Below are 13,658 nucleotides of genomic sequence, written 5' to 3' on the forward strand. Positions count from 1 at the left end.
ATCGGCCATGGAATCGGCCACTTCCCGGTGTCCGGTTTCCGCCCCCTTCCGCCGTCCGGGCAACGGCTGTGAGGTGCTGCACAGGCGCTGCCCAGGGGCGCTGGTTAGCATGGCGGAACCAGTGGATTTCGATCGAAGATCAACTGTTTTCGCACCGACAGGACCGACCTGTACCGACCGAGGTACGACAGACCACCGAGCGACGGGGGCCGGCAGACGATGGGAAGCACCACCTCGGGGCCTCACCCGAAGCCCCGCGGCGTCCTGCGCCGACGGATCGACCTCCTCGTCCGTGAGGTCGCCAAGTTCGGTGCGGTGGGCGGTGCCGGGCTGCTGGTGAACCTCGCCGTGTTCAACCTCGTGCGGCACACCACCGACCTCCAGGTCGTCCGGGCCAGTGTGATCGCCACGGTCGTCGCCATCGCCTTCAACTACGTGGGGTTCCGCTACTTCACCTACCGGGACCGCGACAAGAGCGGCCGGACGAAGGAACTCAGCCTCTTCCTGCTGTTCAGCGCGGTGGGCCTGGTCGTCGAGAACGGCGTCCTCTACACCGCGACCTACGGTTTCGGCTGGGACAGCCCGCTGCAGAGCAACATCTTCAAGTTCCTCGGCATCGGCGTCGCGACCCTCTTCCGCTTCTGGTCGTACCGCACGTGGGTGTTCCGCGCCCTGCCCGCCCGCGAGGCGGTGGCGAGCGCGGAATCGTTCCTGGAGGCCGGAGCCGCCCATCCGCCCGCGCTGACCGGCGGCGGCCCGGTCAAGCGCCCGGACGGCCGGCGCTAGGCACTCCCGCCCTCTGCCGCCCCTTGCCGCTTCTACCGCACGGGCCGGTCGTCGCTGGACGGGGTCCTCACCGGGGTCCGGGACAGGAACAGGCCGAACACCGGGGGCTGGGCCTGGAGCATCTCCAGACGTCCGCCGTCCGCCTCCGCGAGGTCGCGTGCGACGGCCAGCCCGATCCCCGTGGAGTTCCGCCCGCTGATCGCCCGCTCGAAGATCCGCGCCCCGAGGTCGGCGGGGACGCCGGGCCCCTCGTCGGTGACCTCGATGACCGCCTGGTTGCCGGTGACACGGGTGCGCAGCGCCACCGTGCCGCCGCCGTGCATCAGCGAGTTCTCGATCAGCGCGGCCAGCACCTGCGCGACCGCCCCCGGCGTGCCCACGGCCTGGAGGTGCCGTTTGCCGGAGCTGACGATGGCGCGGCCGGCGCTGCGGTAGGCGGGGCGCCACTCCTCCAGCTGCTGCTTGATGACCTCGTCCAGCTCGAACGCGACGGCGGAGCCGTTGCGCGGGTCGCGGGAGTTCGTCAGGAGCCGCTCCACGACGTCCGTCAGCCGCTCGACCTGGGCGAGCGCGATGTGCGCCTCCTCCTTCACCGTGGCCGGGTCGTCGGTGAGCGTGATCTCCTCCAGCCGCATCGACAGCGCGGTCAGCGGCGTGCGCAGCTGGTGGGACGCGTCCGCGGCGAGGCGCCGCTCGGCGGTCAGCATGCGGCCGATGCGCTCGGCGGAGGCGTCCAGGACGTCCGCGACCCGGTCCAGCTCGGGGACGCCGTACCGCTTGTGCCGGGGGCGGGGGTCGCCGGAGCCGAGGCGTTCGGCGGTCTCGGCGAGGTCGGTGAGCGGGGAGGCGAGGCGGTTGGCCTGCCGTACGGCGAGGAGGACCGCGGCGACGACGGCGAGCAGGGCGACCGCCGCGATGATCAGCAGCGTCCGGCCGACCTCGCGGCTGACCGCCGAGCGGGACTCCTCGACGATGACGACCTCGTCCTTCTCGCCCTTGGCCTCGTGGCGGATGACGTCGCCGACGGGCTTCGCGCCGATCTCGATCGTGCGCTGGCCGGGGATCTGGATGCGGGCGTAGCGGTCGTCGCCGACCTGGTCCTCCAGGACCTCGGCGGTGATCCGCTCGTCGCCGATGATGCGGCTGTCCACGATGCTGGTCAGCTGGACCGCCTCGGACTCCACGCGTTCCTGGGCGCTGTTGCTGATCGTCCGCGTCTCGACGATGACGAGGGAGACGCCGAAGACCGCGATGACCACGAGGACCACGGCGAGGGTGGACTGGATGAGACGGCGACGCACGGCTGCCCTCCGGGCGGGGCGTGGTGTTCTGGGACCTTCGATTGTGCGGCACCCGGTACGGGGTCCGGGCGGCGCCCGGACCCCGGGGCCGTCAGGCGCCCGCCCGGGTCCCTCAGTTCTTCTCGAACCGGAAGCCGACGCCCCGCACGGTCGCGATGTACCGGGGGTTCGCCGCGTCGTCGCCCAGCTTCTTGCGCAGCCAGGAGATGTGCATGTCGAGGGTCTTGGTGGAGGACCACCACGTGGTGTCCCACACCTCGCGCATCAGCTGGTCACGCGTGACGACCCGCCCCGCGTCCCGCACCAGCACCCGCAGCAGGTCGAACTCCTTCGCGGTGAGCTGGAGCTCCTCGTCGCCCATCCACGCCCGGTGGGACTCGACGTCGATCCGGACGCCGTGCGTGGCGGGCGGCTGCTGCGGCTCGGCCGCGCCGCGCCGGAGCAGCGCCCGTACGCGGGCGAGCAGCTCGGCGAGCCGGAACGGCTTGGTGACGTAGTCGTCGGCGCCCGCGTCGAGGCCGACGACGGTGTCCACCTCGTCGGCGCGCGCGGTCAGGATCAGGATCGGCACGGTGTGGCCCTCCGCGCGCAGCCGGCGGGCCACCTCCAGACCGTCCATGCCGGGCAGCCCCAGGTCGAGGACGACCAGGTCGACGCCACCCTGCATTCCGGCGTCCAGCGCGGTGGGGCCGTCCTCGCGGACCTCCACCTCGTACCCCTCCCGGCGCAGTGCGCGGGCCAGCGGCTCCGAGATGGACGCGTCGTCCTCGGCGAGCAGTACACGGGTCATGCGCTGATGGTAGTCCGCCGAGAACCGCAGGTGGAGGGTGATCGGCAAGCCTGATTCACACCTTTGTCCTGCGGAATTCTTACCCCTGACGACCATGATCGAATAGGTCGGGCATTCCGCCCCTGTCCCGTGAAGATCCAGCCGCGGCCGTCGAGGGTCCATGGAGATCGGGGACGGTCCGTGCGGATTTCCGTGGCGGTTTCGCCTCCCGGAATGGGCACCCCGCACCGTGGGGAGGCAATTCCCGGACCCGCCTTCGAATGTATGAGCGCTATCGCATTCTTACCTGTGATCCGTCTCTCAATCCCTTCCATTCCCTTGTCTACTCTGTCGTATGGTGATGGAACGCCTGTAGCGACACGTGGGGACCTTTGGCGGCATATATGCGCTGAAGGTCTCTTTTGTGCGCGGAGCCGGATTCTCCGGCCCCGCGGGAATGACCTGTGGCCGGCCCCCGCGCCGACGGAATCCCCTGCCGTCGACGCGCGTAGAGGGCGTGGATCCCCGGTGGTGCCGGCCCGCCCCTCCGACCGGGCGCGGCACCCCCGTGTGCGGCGTCCCGAAGCGCAAGGAACGACCATGGCGTCCAGCCTGACGAAGGACTCGGCCGACCGGGGGACCCCCGGCGACGAGCGCACCTTCTTCGGCCACCCCCGAGGACTGGCCACTCTCTTCATGACCGAGATGTGGGAGAGGTTCTCCTACTACGGCATGAAGGCCCTTCTGCCGCTCTACCTGGTCGCGCCGAACGGCCTGGACCTCGGTGCGGCGGCGACGATCACCATCACCGCGGTGTACGGGTCGATGGTGTACCTGCTCACCCTCCCCGGCGGGTGGATCGCGGACCGCTTCCTCGGCCCGCGCAGGACGGTCGCCGTCGCGGGCGTCGTCATCATGCTCGGCCATCTGACGCTGGCCCTGCCGTCGGCCGGCGTCTTCTATCTGGGCCTCGCCCTCGTCGCCATCGGCTCGGGCCTGCTGAAGGCCAACATCTCGACCATGGTCGGCCACCTCTACGACGGCCCGAACGACCCGCGCCGCGACGGTGGCTTCACCGTCTTCTACATCGGCATCAACGCGGGCGCCTTCGCAGCGCCGCTGGCCATCGGCACGGTCGGCGAGAAGGTGGGCTGGCACCTCGGCTTCGGCATGGCCGCGGTCGGCATGGCGCTGGGCCTCGCGCAGTTCCTGCTGGGCAGCCGCCATCTGAGCGAGCGCAGCGACATCGTCCCCACGCCGATGCCCGCCGCCGAGAAGTCGGCCGTCCTGCGCAAGGCCCTGCTGTGGCTGGCCGTCCCGGTCGTCTTCTACGGCGTCCTCGGCCTGTCCGGTCACTACACCGTCAACTGGGCGGTGATCCCGGTCACCCTGATCGGTCTGATCGTCCCGATCTGGGTGATCGCCCGGATCAAGCGGGACCGCGACCTGGACGCCGCCGAGCAGTCCCGGATGTCGGCGTTCGTCTGGTTCTTCGTCGCCGCGGCGATCTTCTGGATGATCTACGACCAGGGCGCCTCGACCCTGGCCGTCTTCGCCAGCGGGTCGGCCGACAACAGCGTGCTCGGCTGGGAGTTCCCCGTCTCCTGGTACCAGTCCCTGAACCCGCTGATGATCATGGCGGCGGCGCCGGTCTTCGCCTGGCTGTGGGTGTGGCTGAACCGGCGGGGCAAGGAGCCCAGCACCATCGTCAAGTTCTCGGCGGCGCTGCTGCTGGTCGGTGCGTCGTTCTTCCTCTTCCTGGCGCCGCTGGCGATCGCCGGGGACGGCGAGAAGGCCGCCGCGCTGTGGATCGCCGGGATCTACTTCGTACAGACGCTCGGTGAGCTGACGCTCTCCCCGGTGGGTCTGTCCGTCACGACGAAGATGGCGCCGGTGAAGTACGCCTCCCAGATGATGGGCGTCTGGTTCCTCGCGGTCAGCGCGGGCGACTCCGTCACCGCGCTGCTGTCCAACGAGGCCGTCGGCGGCGTCAACCTCGACCGGGCGGGCTTCGTCGCCGTCGAGGCCACCCTGGCCGCGCTCGCCGGTGTCGCGCTGTACGTGTACCGCAACAAGGTCAAGCGGCTCATGGGCGACGTGCGCTGAGCCCGCCGCCCCGGCATTTCGCGCAGGGCCGCCGCACCTCGGGTGCGGCGGCCCTGCGGGCTTCTCGGTACGTAGCCGCCGTGGGTGCGGGGCTCAGCGCAGATACCGGCGCGGCATGAAGGTGAAGACGGCGCCGCCGAGCAGCGCCGCCGTGCCGGCGACGAGGGCCAGTGCCTTGAGCGTGCCCTGGCCTCCGCCCGCGCCCGTGTCCGCGAGTCCGCCGCCGGTGGCGCCGCCGGAGGCCGTGCCGGAGCCGGACGCGGAGCCGCCGCCCACGGAACCGGGGGACGAGGAGCCGCCCGCCGCGCCGCCCGGCTGCTCCTCGGTGTCGAGGGTGAGCGAGACCAGCGACTCGGCGGGGGTGCACGTGGTGGTCGTACCCAGCGCCTTGATCGTCAGCACGCCGGGGGCCAGCGTGGACTCACCGCTCGCGCCCGGCTTGTAGGTGCCGGTGAGGTCGGGGATCTCCATGGGGTCACCCGCCTTGATCGGCTCGGGGTTCGTCGGTCCCTCGACCCGGACCGAGCCCTTGTCGGCCCCGGCGAGGACGATCTCCATGGCGGGCTTCACCGAGTCCGCGGGGATGTCCGCCGGGCTGTCCATCACCGACTTCTTGAACCGCACGGTGAGGTCGAAGCTCCCGCCGTCCTTCGTGGCGTCGATCTGCACCGGCGAGACCACGCTCCGGTTGCCGATGGGCGTCACGCAGTCGTACGGGACGCGGACCTCCTTGCCGGGGAAGTCGGTCTGCCCACCACCGCCACCGGTCGTGCCACCACCGGTCGTGCCCCCGGAAGACGTGCCGCCGGAGGTCGTGCCCGAGGTCGTCGTACCGCCCGCGGTGGTACCCGAGGTCGTCGTCCCGCCCGCCGTCGTGCCGCCCGCGGTGGTGCCGCCCGACGACGTGCTTCCGCTCGTGCCGGTGGTGCCGCTCGTGCCGCTGCCGCCCGTGGTGCCGCTCGTACCGCCCGAAGTCCCGCCGCCGCCCGTGACGTCGATGGTCGCCCCGGCGGCCACCGGTACGGTCGGCGCGCACGTGGTCTGGGTCGAGAAGACGTCGATGGCGTACGCGCCGGGGGTCAGGGTCACCGCGCCGGGCGCCGTCAGCTTCAGGGTGCCCTTCATCGTGGAGAGGACCATGGCGGCGCCCTTGGGGATGGCGGGGTTCTCGCGCGGGCCCTTCATGGCGATGTCCGCGGTCTGCGCCCCGGCGGCCTTGAGCGTGCCGGTCGGCTGGACGGTGTTGGCGGGCAGGTCGATGAGGTCGGGGTTCTTGGACGCGGCCTGGACGAACTTCCACACCACCTCGACCTCGTCGCCGACCTTCGCCGACTTCGGGGCGGTGATCTCCACCTTGGTCGTGCCCTCGACGGGCGGCAGTCCGGAGATCGGCGGCGGCACGCACTTCGTCGCGTAGGACACCTCGCCCGCGTACGCCGGCACGGCCGCCGCCCCCAGCAGGGCACCGGCCCCGCCGAGCATCAGGGCGACCCCGAGTGCACTGGCTCTTCGCTGCGCTCTCACGCGCTTCCCTCTCTGGTCGGAGTCGTGGGGCTGTCTTCCCTCGGTGCGGAGAGCGCCCCGGCCGCCGTGGCCCCCGGATCGGTGTCCGGGGTGAACCACGGCAGGGCCGGGGTCGTGCGAGACATGGTGCGGGCCCCGGACGGCGACGGGCGGGGTTCGGCGTGCGCGCCCGTCGAGGCGCCCCACCGGGGGAGCCGGCGGGTGAGTCCGGGGAGCGGTGACCGGCGGCGGGACCGTCGGCCGGAAGCCGTGCGGCGCGGCCGGAACCGGTCCACCACCGCCAGTCCGACGCGGAACAGCGCGGCCGGGACGACGAGGCAGAGCAGGAGCCAGAAGAGGGTGACGCCCCAGGGTCGGCCCACGTCCCAGGGGTGTTCGGCGAGGACCTTGCCGCCGTAGGTGAGGGAGACGGTGTAGTCGCCGTGCGCCCCGGCGGCGAGTTCCACGGGCAGGGAGACGCGCGCCCTGCGGCCGGGCTCGATGGTGCCGCGCCACTGGTGGTCCTCCCACTGCGGCGCGTACACCCCGTGCGAGGTGCCGACCTGGAAGACGGGGTTCTCGACCGGGGAGGCGCCCACATTGCCGACGGTGAGGACGAGTTCGCGGGTGGCCGGGGCCCCGAACCAGGTCAGCAGCCCGCTCGTGCCCCTCAACTCCGTGTCGGTCAGCACGGAGAGCCGTCCGCCGGTGGCCTCCGGGGGCAGCGGCTCGACCGAGTGCCCGGCGACCTGGAAGGCCGCGAAGGCCTCCGCCTTCTTCCCGGTGATGGTGGCGACGCGCACCACGCACGGGCACGGCACCGGCGGCTCCGCCACCGGCACTCTCCGGGTGAAGTCGCCCTCGGAATCGGCCGTCACGGCCCGGCCGTCGGCGTTGGCGCAGGAGTCGGTACCGCCCGGCACACCCCGCGACGGCGTCGACCGACCGCAGATCAGAATCATCAGCAGCGCCCTCGACCGCCAGCCGGTCCCGGTGACGGTGAGGGAACCGCCCGTCCCCGCCTGTGACTTGGACAGCGTCACGGCCGGCCCGTCCGCCGCCACGGCCGGGCCCGCCCCGCCGCCGAGCGGCGCGCCGAGCGCGAACGCCAGCGCGAGCACGAGCACGAGCACGACCGCCGCCGCCGCGGGAATCCGCGCACTCCTCACGTCACCGCTCCCGTCAGCGGCGCGCGGTCTGATTCCTGCGCGTCAGCCACAGCGCCCCCGCGGCGCCCGCGAGCAGCACCGTGCCGCCGAGGGTGCCGAGGGCGACCGCCGAGTCCAGGGGGCCGGTCCGGGGCAGTTCACCGCCCGACCCGCCGGCGCCGTTCGTCCCCCCGGAGGCCGACCCGCCGGAGCCACCGGACCCGCCCCCGCCCGCCGCGGTGACGTCCAGCGTCAGCGAAGGCCCCGGATCGTTGCCCGGGGTGCAGGTGGTGACCGTCCCGAGGGCCTTGATGGTGAGTACACCGGCGGTGAAGTCGACCTTGCCGGTCTTCTTCGGGGTGTACGTCCCGCTCAGGTCATTGATCTTGATGGGGGTGTTGGCCGGAATGGCCTCCTGGTTGGCCGGCCCCGCGACCGTGAGCGTCCCGCTCTCGGCGCCGCTCAGCTTGATCGTGGCACTCGGGCTCATCGCGCCCTTGCCCAACTCGACCGGGCTGGACGAGACGCCCTTCTGCCACGACATGGTGATCCGGTAACCGTCGCCCCGCTTCACGCCCTTGATGTCGATGGGCGAGACCGCGGACTTGTCCCCGATCGGCGTCTTGCAGTTGTACGTGACGTCCACGACCTCGGCATGGGCCACCGGGGCGGCCATCAGAACCGCCGAGCCGGCCAGGGCCACGAGGGACGTGAGCGCGGCGGTTCGTTTCTGGTACGTCCGGTACGACACCTCGGCACCCCACATTCTGACGGAACATCAGATCGGCCGCTCAAGGTACGCCGGGGGTCTTGAGGAGGGAAGACACACGCAAGTGTCGGATGTGTGTCGATGCACCGGGGCGGCGCACCGGGTCCACGGGGCGCGCGGAGCCGCCGCCGGGCTCAGGTCGGGGCGCGCGGAGCCGCCGCCGGGCTCAGGCCGGGGCGCCCAGTTCCGCCCACACGGTCTTGCCGGAGGCACCCGGCGTCCGCACGACCCCCCAGTCGAGGCACAGTCGCTGCACGATGAACATGCCGTGCCCTCCGGGCCGTCCCGCCCGGTGCGGTGTGCGCGGCGCCGGATTCCCGGCTCCCCGGTCGGCGACCTCGATGCGCAGCACCTTGTTGTCGCAGCTGATCCACAGCTCGGCGGGCCCCCCGGCGTGCAGGCAGGCGTTCGTGACCAGCTCGGACACCACCAGCAACACGTCCTCGGCCGCGGCCCGCTGGTCGGCGGTGGCGGCGGGCAGCCATCCCCACTCGTACAGCGCCTGGCGGGTGAAGTCACGGGCGAGCGGGACCACGCCGCTCTCGCCGTCGAAGCTCAGCCGGCGGGACCGGCGACCGGCGGCCGTCGCCGCGGGCCGGTCCTCTCCGGGCGCCCCGGAAGCGCCGCCGACACCCGGTTCCGGGCCGCGGTCGCCCGGCGAGACAGGCCGGGTGGTGCTCATCAGCGCTTCACCTCACCGATTCACCAGTTCACGTATCAGGACTCAAGAGTGCGGGAACGGAGCCCGCCGCACGTGCTTTTTCCTGCTGTCATCCGTTGTGCCATCCGTCTTTCCGTCGTGGCCGTCGAACCGTAGGCCGGGGCTTGCGACCCGTTCAGGATGTCTCCTGCCCGAGCGAACCGTCAGAACACCCACGTTTTCGGCACGAAACCTGTGACGCCAGTAACCCACCGGTCACTGTGTGACACGCGGGCGGGCCCCCGCGGGCGGTGCGGCCGACCGCGGGGCGGTCCGCCGACGCGCCCAGGGGGAATCCCCTAGGCGGACAGGGCCGCCTCGACGGTGTCGTGGACGGTGAAGACGGCCTCGGCGCCGGTGATCTCGAAGACCCGGGCGACCGCCGGCAGCATCCCCGCCAGATGGACCCCGCCGCCCGCGGCCTCCGCCCGGAGGCGGACACCCAGCAGGACGTTGAGTCCGGTGGAGTCACAGAACTCCAGTTGTGTGCAGTCCACCACAAGGCGGGCGAAACCCTTGTCGAGGCACCCTTCGAGCGGCTCGCGCAACAGATCAGCGGTGTGGTGATCGAGCTCACCCGCCGGGGTCACGACGGCGCTGGCGCCCTCTTCCCGCACCTCGACCCGTAGCCGGCCCGACTGTGCGCTGCCGACCGTCCCACGGTCCATGCCGTCATCTCTCCCGACCGTCGTGGCTGCTGACTCGCCCTCGAACACTACGCCTTCTCCACACTCCCCGACACCCGAACAATCACCCGCAAACGGACATTTCGCCACAGTAGGCACTTGCGACGGTGTCCCGGAACCGGGTAGGCCTAGTAGTGACACCAATCAACACGGCCGGCTTCGGAGGCGCCGCACACCGCAGTGCACGTATTGGCATCGGCGGCCATATGCCGAGAACGATGGAGGACATCATGTCACCCCGGCTCGACGAATCGCATACCCAGAGGGCGACGTCGACACCCTCTCTGGAAGAAGGTCTCGACGACATCGCCCACCCATCGGGCGACTCGCTCGCGGACCTTCCGGAGATCCCCCCGTACGACGAGGTGGGGCCGGTGGACGCACGGGCCCTGTCCAAGACCCTCTTCGAGCGCCTCGAATCGCTCGAGGAAGGCACGCACGACTATTCATACGTCCGCAACACCCTGGTGGAGCTGAACCTCGCGCTCGTGAAGTTCGCCGCCTCCCGGTTCCGCTCGCGCAGCGAACCCATGGAGGACATCATCCAGGTCGGGACGATCGGCCTGATCAAGGCCATCGACCGCTTCGAGCTGAGCCGAGGCGTCGAGTTCCCCACCTTCGCGATGCCGACGATCGTCGGCGAGATCAAGCGTTTCTTCCGTGACACGAGCTGGTCCGTGCGGGTCCCGCGCAGGCTCCAGGAGCTCCGTCTCGACCTGGCCAAGGCCGGTGACGAGCTCGCCCAGAAGCTCGATCGCGCTCCGACAGTGGGAGAGTTGGCGGAGCGCCTGGGTCTCACGAACGACGAGGTCGTCGAGGGCATGGCCGCGTCGAACGCGTACACGGCCTCGTCGCTGGACGCCCAGCCCGAGGAGGACGACTCCGAGGGCGCGCTGGCCGACCGCATCGGCTACGAGGACCACGGGCTGGAGGGCATCGAGTACGTCGAGTCCCTGAAGCCGCTGATCGCCGGGCTGGCACCGCGCGACCGACAGATCCTTTCCCTCAGGTTCGTCGCCAACATGACGCAGTCCGAGATCGGGGACGAGCTGGGCATCTCGCAGATGCACGTGTCCCGGTTGCTGTCCCGCACGCTGGTCCGCCTGCGCAAGGGACTGACCCTCGACGAGTAGCACGCGTCGGCCACGACGAAACATTTCGGCCGGGTGCGGCAGGAGCCTTGTTCCTCCCGCACCCGGCCGAACTGTGTCCGGGCCCCGGCCGCCCGCTCAGACCTCGCGTACGCCCCTGCGCCACACGCCCGTGACCAGGGGGACGCCCGGCCGGTAGGCGAGGTGGACATGGCTGGGCGCGTCCAGCAGGAGCAGGTCGGCGTACGCGCCCGGAGCGAGGCGGCCGATGTCGTCCCGGCGCAGCGCCCGCGCGCCCCCGGCCGTGGCCGACCAGACCGCCTCGTCCGGCGTCATCCGCATGTCCCGCACGGCGAGCGCGACGCAGAAGGGCACCGACGATGTGAAGGACGAGCCCGGGTTGCAGTCGGTGGACAGGGCGACGGTGACGCCCGCGTCGAGCAGTCGGCGGGCGTCCGGCCACACGGCGCGGGTGGAGAACTCGGCGCCGGGCAGCAGGGTGGCGACCGTGCGGCTGTGGGCGAGGGCGTCCACGTCGGCGTCGGTCAGATGGGTGCAGTGGTCGGCGCTCGCCGCGTCCAGTTCGACGGCGAGTTGCACGCCGGGGCCGTGGGAGAGCTGGTTGGCGTGGATGCGCGGGTGCAGCCCTCTGGCCTTGCCGGCGGTGAGGATCGCGCGGGCCTGGTCGCCGTCGAAGGCGCCCTTCTCGCAGAAGACGTCGATCCAACGGGCGTACGGGGCGCAGGCGTCGAGCATCTCGCCGGTGACGAGGTCCACGTACGCGGCGGGGTCCTCGGCGTGGTCCGGGGACACGATGTGCGCGCCGAGGTAGGTCACCTCGTCGGTGTGCCGGGCGGCGATACGCAGGGCCCGCGCCTCGTCCTCGACGGTCAGGCCGTAGCCCGACTTCGTCTCGAAGGTGGTCGTGCCCTGGCGGAGGGCCTCGCGCAGGTAGCGGGTGAGGTTCGCCTCCAGTTCCTCGTCGGTGGCGGCGCGGGTGGCGGCGACGGTGGTGCGGATGCCGCCCGCGCTGTAGGCCCGGCCGGACATCCGGGCGTTGAACTCGGCGGTCCGGTCGCCCGCGAAGACGAGGTGGGAGTGGGAGTCCACGAAGCCCGGGAGCACCGCCCGGCCACCGGCGTCGACCCGATTGTCAGTGGCGGGTGCTTTGCTTCGTTCACCGGTCCACGCGACGCGTTGACCGTCGATGACGAGTGCCGCGTCCCGGATCAGGCCGAGAGGGGATCCGTCGCCGAGAGAGGGGTCGTTGGTGACCAGGGCAGCGATGTTGGTGATGAGCGTGCTGGCGGTGCTCGCGGAGTGGGCGGGGCTGTCGGTCGTCGGGCTGCTCATGGCGTCCTTGGTGGCCTGGTCGGCGGTCGGGTCGGGGTCGGGCTCGGCTTCGGGTGCGCGGGCGGGCCTCATCCGCGCAGGGCTGCGACGGCCTCGGCGAGCGCCTTCGGCACATCCGGTACGAGGGCGTGCGCCCCGTCCCGGACGACGTGCCGACCGCCCACGACCGTGTGCGACACGTCTGCTGCCGACGCGGCGAATACAGCCGTCTCCGCGCCCAGCCGTGGAAGCGGGCCTGCCGTCCTGACGGAGTCGAGCGCGATCGTCGTGAAGTCGGCGAGCGCTCCGGGCTCCAGGGCGCCCGCCTCGTCCCAGCCGATCGCCGCGTGGCCGTCGGCCGAGGCCGCCCGCAGGAGGGCCGCCGCCGTCCAGTGGCCGCGGGTACGGCTGCGCAGCCGTTCGTTCAGCTCCATCGCGCGTGCCTCTTCGAACAGGTCGATGACGGCGTGGCTGTCGGAGCCCAGGGAGAGCGGGGAGCCGGCCCGTTGGAGGGCGACGGCCGGTCCGATGCCGTCGGCGAGGTCGCGTTCGGTGGTGGGGCACATGCAGGTGCCGGTGCCGCTGCCGCCGATGAGCGCGATGTCGGTGTCGGTGAGGTGGGTGTTGTGGACGCCGGTGGTGCGGGGCCCCAGGACCCCGTGGTCGGCGAGGAGTTGGGAGGGGGTGCGGCCGTGCGCCTGTCGGCAGGCGTCGTTCTCGGCCGTCTGCTCCGACAGGTGGACGTGCAGCGGGGCCCGCCGCTCCTCGGCCCAGCGGGCCACGGTCGCCAGCTGTCCGGCGGGCACGGCCCGGACGGAGTGGATGGCCGCCCCGATCCGCGCGTGATCCCGTTCCTTGAGAACAGAACAGCGTTCGGCCCAGGCGTCCGCGGTGCCGTCGGAGAAGCGGAGCTGGTGCCGGTCGGGTGCCTGGCCGAACCCGGAGGAGAGATAGGCGGTGTCGAGGAGGGTGATCCGGATGCCGGCCTCGACGGCGGCCGCGATCAGTGCCTCGCCCATGGCGTTCGGGTCGGCGTAGGGGGTGCCGCCGGGCGCGTGGTGCACATAGTGGAACTCGCCGACGGCGGTGATGCCGGCGAGCGCCATCTCGGCGTACACGGCCCGGGCGAGCGCGTGGTAGCTGTCGGGCGTCAGCCGGTGCGCCACCTGGTACATGACCTCGCGCCACGTCCAGAAGGTGCCCGAGCCGACCTGGACGGTGGCGCGCAGGGCCCGGTGGAAGGCGTGGCTGTGGGCGTTGGCCAGTCCGGGGAGGGTGAGCCCCCGGAGGGGCTCGGCGCCGGGGGGCGGGGCGGGGGTGCCGGTGCGGACGGCGGTGATGCGGCCGGCCCGGGGGCTGCCCGGCCCGGCCACGGTCAGGGTCACGCCCGGCTCGACGTCGGTGCCGAGCCAGGCGTGTTCGAGCCAGTAGGTCGTCTCCGTCACCTGCGGGCCAGCCCTTCCAGTA

Annotated in this window: 12 protein-coding genes; 3 read left to right on the plus strand and 9 right to left on the minus strand. The window is 71.8% G+C overall.

Annotated features, from left to right (window positions below; translation table 11 throughout):
- Window positions 1-219: 219 nt before the first annotated feature.
- Window positions 220-786 carry a GtrA family protein gene (locus AOK23_RS06720; RefSeq protein ID WP_055711824.1) on the plus strand — a complete coding sequence of 189 codons (567 nt, stop codon included), beginning with the start codon at window positions 220-222 and terminating at the stop codon, window positions 784-786.
- Between the two features lie 32 nt (window positions 787-818).
- Here AOK23_RS06720 and AOK23_RS06725 read toward each other — a convergent pair whose 3' ends face one another.
- Both AOK23_RS06725 and AOK23_RS06730 read right to left on the minus strand, forming a co-directional pair.
- A complete protein-coding gene (locus tag AOK23_RS06725) occupies window positions 819-2,087 on the minus strand; it encodes an ATP-binding protein (RefSeq protein WP_055711825.1) in 1,269 nt (422 codons plus the stop codon).
- Between the two features lie 112 nt (window positions 2,088-2,199).
- Window positions 2,200-2,877 carry a response regulator transcription factor gene (locus AOK23_RS06730; RefSeq protein WP_048819934.1) on the minus strand — a complete coding sequence of 226 codons (678 nt, stop codon included), beginning with the start codon at window positions 2,875-2,877 and terminating at the stop codon, window positions 2,200-2,202.
- Between the two features lie 579 nt (window positions 2,878-3,456).
- Here AOK23_RS06730 and AOK23_RS06735 point away from each other — a divergent pair.
- On the plus strand, window positions 3,457-4,962 hold the full coding sequence (locus AOK23_RS06735) for a peptide MFS transporter (protein WP_055711826.1): 1,506 nt from the start codon (window positions 3,457-3,459) through the stop codon (window positions 4,960-4,962).
- Between the two features lie 93 nt (window positions 4,963-5,055).
- Here the strand turns inward: AOK23_RS06735 and AOK23_RS06740 are convergent, their stop codons facing one another.
- The 5 genes from AOK23_RS06740 to AOK23_RS06760 form a co-directional block, all read right to left on the minus strand.
- Window positions 5,056-6,444: a hypothetical protein gene (locus tag AOK23_RS06740; protein ID WP_055711827.1), complete on the minus strand. Its 1,389-nt coding sequence runs from the start codon at window positions 6,442-6,444 to the stop codon at window positions 5,056-5,058.
- A gap of 38 nt (window positions 6,445-6,482) precedes the next feature.
- On the minus strand, window positions 6,483-7,634 hold the full coding sequence (locus tag AOK23_RS06745; RefSeq protein WP_107102740.1) for a hypothetical protein: 1,152 nt from the start codon (window positions 7,632-7,634) through the stop codon (window positions 6,483-6,485).
- A 13-nt stretch (window positions 7,635-7,647) separates the two neighbouring features.
- Window positions 7,648-8,379 carry a hypothetical protein gene (locus AOK23_RS06750; protein WP_055711828.1) on the minus strand — a complete coding sequence of 244 codons (732 nt, stop codon included), beginning with the start codon at window positions 8,377-8,379 and terminating at the stop codon, window positions 7,648-7,650.
- 169 nt (window positions 8,380-8,548) lie between these two features.
- Window positions 8,549-9,064, minus strand: coding sequence for an ATP-binding protein (locus AOK23_RS06755; protein ID WP_055516920.1), 516 nt, complete (start codon window positions 9,062-9,064; stop codon window positions 8,549-8,551).
- Between the two features lie 317 nt (window positions 9,065-9,381).
- A complete protein-coding gene (locus tag AOK23_RS06760; RefSeq protein WP_055540172.1) occupies window positions 9,382-9,750 on the minus strand; it encodes an STAS domain-containing protein in 369 nt (122 codons plus the stop codon).
- Window positions 9,751-9,986: 236 nt separating this feature from the next.
- Here AOK23_RS06760 and AOK23_RS06765 point away from each other — a divergent pair, with 236 nt between their 5' ends.
- Window positions 9,987-10,901 carry an RNA polymerase sigma factor SigF gene (locus AOK23_RS06765; protein ID WP_063791294.1) on the plus strand — a complete coding sequence of 305 codons (915 nt, stop codon included), beginning with the start codon at window positions 9,987-9,989 and terminating at the stop codon, window positions 10,899-10,901.
- 96 nt (window positions 10,902-10,997) lie between these two features.
- Here AOK23_RS06765 and hutI read toward each other — a convergent pair whose 3' ends face one another.
- Together hutI and AOK23_RS06775 are read right to left on the minus strand one after the other, a co-directional pair.
- Window positions 10,998-12,284, minus strand: coding sequence for an imidazolonepropionase (hutI, locus tag AOK23_RS06770; protein ID WP_055711829.1), 1,287 nt, complete (start codon window positions 12,282-12,284; stop codon window positions 10,998-11,000).
- Entirely contained in the window at window positions 12,281-13,636 is a 1,356-nt protein-coding gene (locus AOK23_RS06775; RefSeq protein ID WP_055711830.1) for a formimidoylglutamate deiminase, read from the minus strand. Before AOK23_RS06775 ends, hutI begins: the two co-directional genes overlap by 4 nt.
- Between the last annotated feature and the right edge of the window lie 22 nt (window positions 13,637-13,658).

The sequence above is a fragment of the Streptomyces torulosus genome, from assembly GCF_001419765.1.
In the GTDB taxonomy this organism is placed as follows: Bacteria; Actinomycetota; Actinomycetes; order Streptomycetales; family Streptomycetaceae; genus Streptomyces; species Streptomyces torulosus.

Coding starts and splice junctions, on each gene's coding strand:
- AOK23_RS06720 (WP_055711824.1), top strand. CDS start 220: ATGGGAAGCACCACCTCGGGGCCTCACCCGAAGCCCCGCGGCGTCCTG.
- AOK23_RS06730 (WP_048819934.1), bottom strand. CDS start 2,877: ATGACCCGTGTACTGCTCGCCGAGGACGACGCGTCCATCTCGGAGCCG.
- AOK23_RS06735 (WP_055711826.1), top strand. CDS start 3,457: ATGGCGTCCAGCCTGACGAAGGACTCGGCCGACCGGGGGACCCCCGGC.
- AOK23_RS06740 (WP_055711827.1), bottom strand. CDS start 6,444: ATGCTCGGCGGGGCCGGTGCCCTGCTGGGGGCGGCGGCCGTGCCGGCG.
- AOK23_RS06750 (WP_055711828.1), bottom strand. CDS start 8,379: ATGTGGGGTGCCGAGGTGTCGTACCGGACGTACCAGAAACGAACCGCC.
- AOK23_RS06755 (WP_055516920.1), bottom strand. CDS start 9,064: ATGAGCACCACCCGGCCTGTCTCGCCGGGCGACCGCGGCCCGGAACCG.
- AOK23_RS06760 (WP_055540172.1), bottom strand. CDS start 9,750: ATGGACCGTGGGACGGTCGGCAGCGCACAGTCGGGCCGGCTACGGGTC.
- AOK23_RS06765 (WP_063791294.1), top strand. CDS start 9,987: ATGGAGGACATCATGTCACCCCGGCTCGACGAATCGCATACCCAGAGG.
- hutI (WP_055711829.1), bottom strand. CDS start 12,284: ATGAGGCCCGCCCGCGCACCCGAAGCCGAGCCCGACCCCGACCCGACC.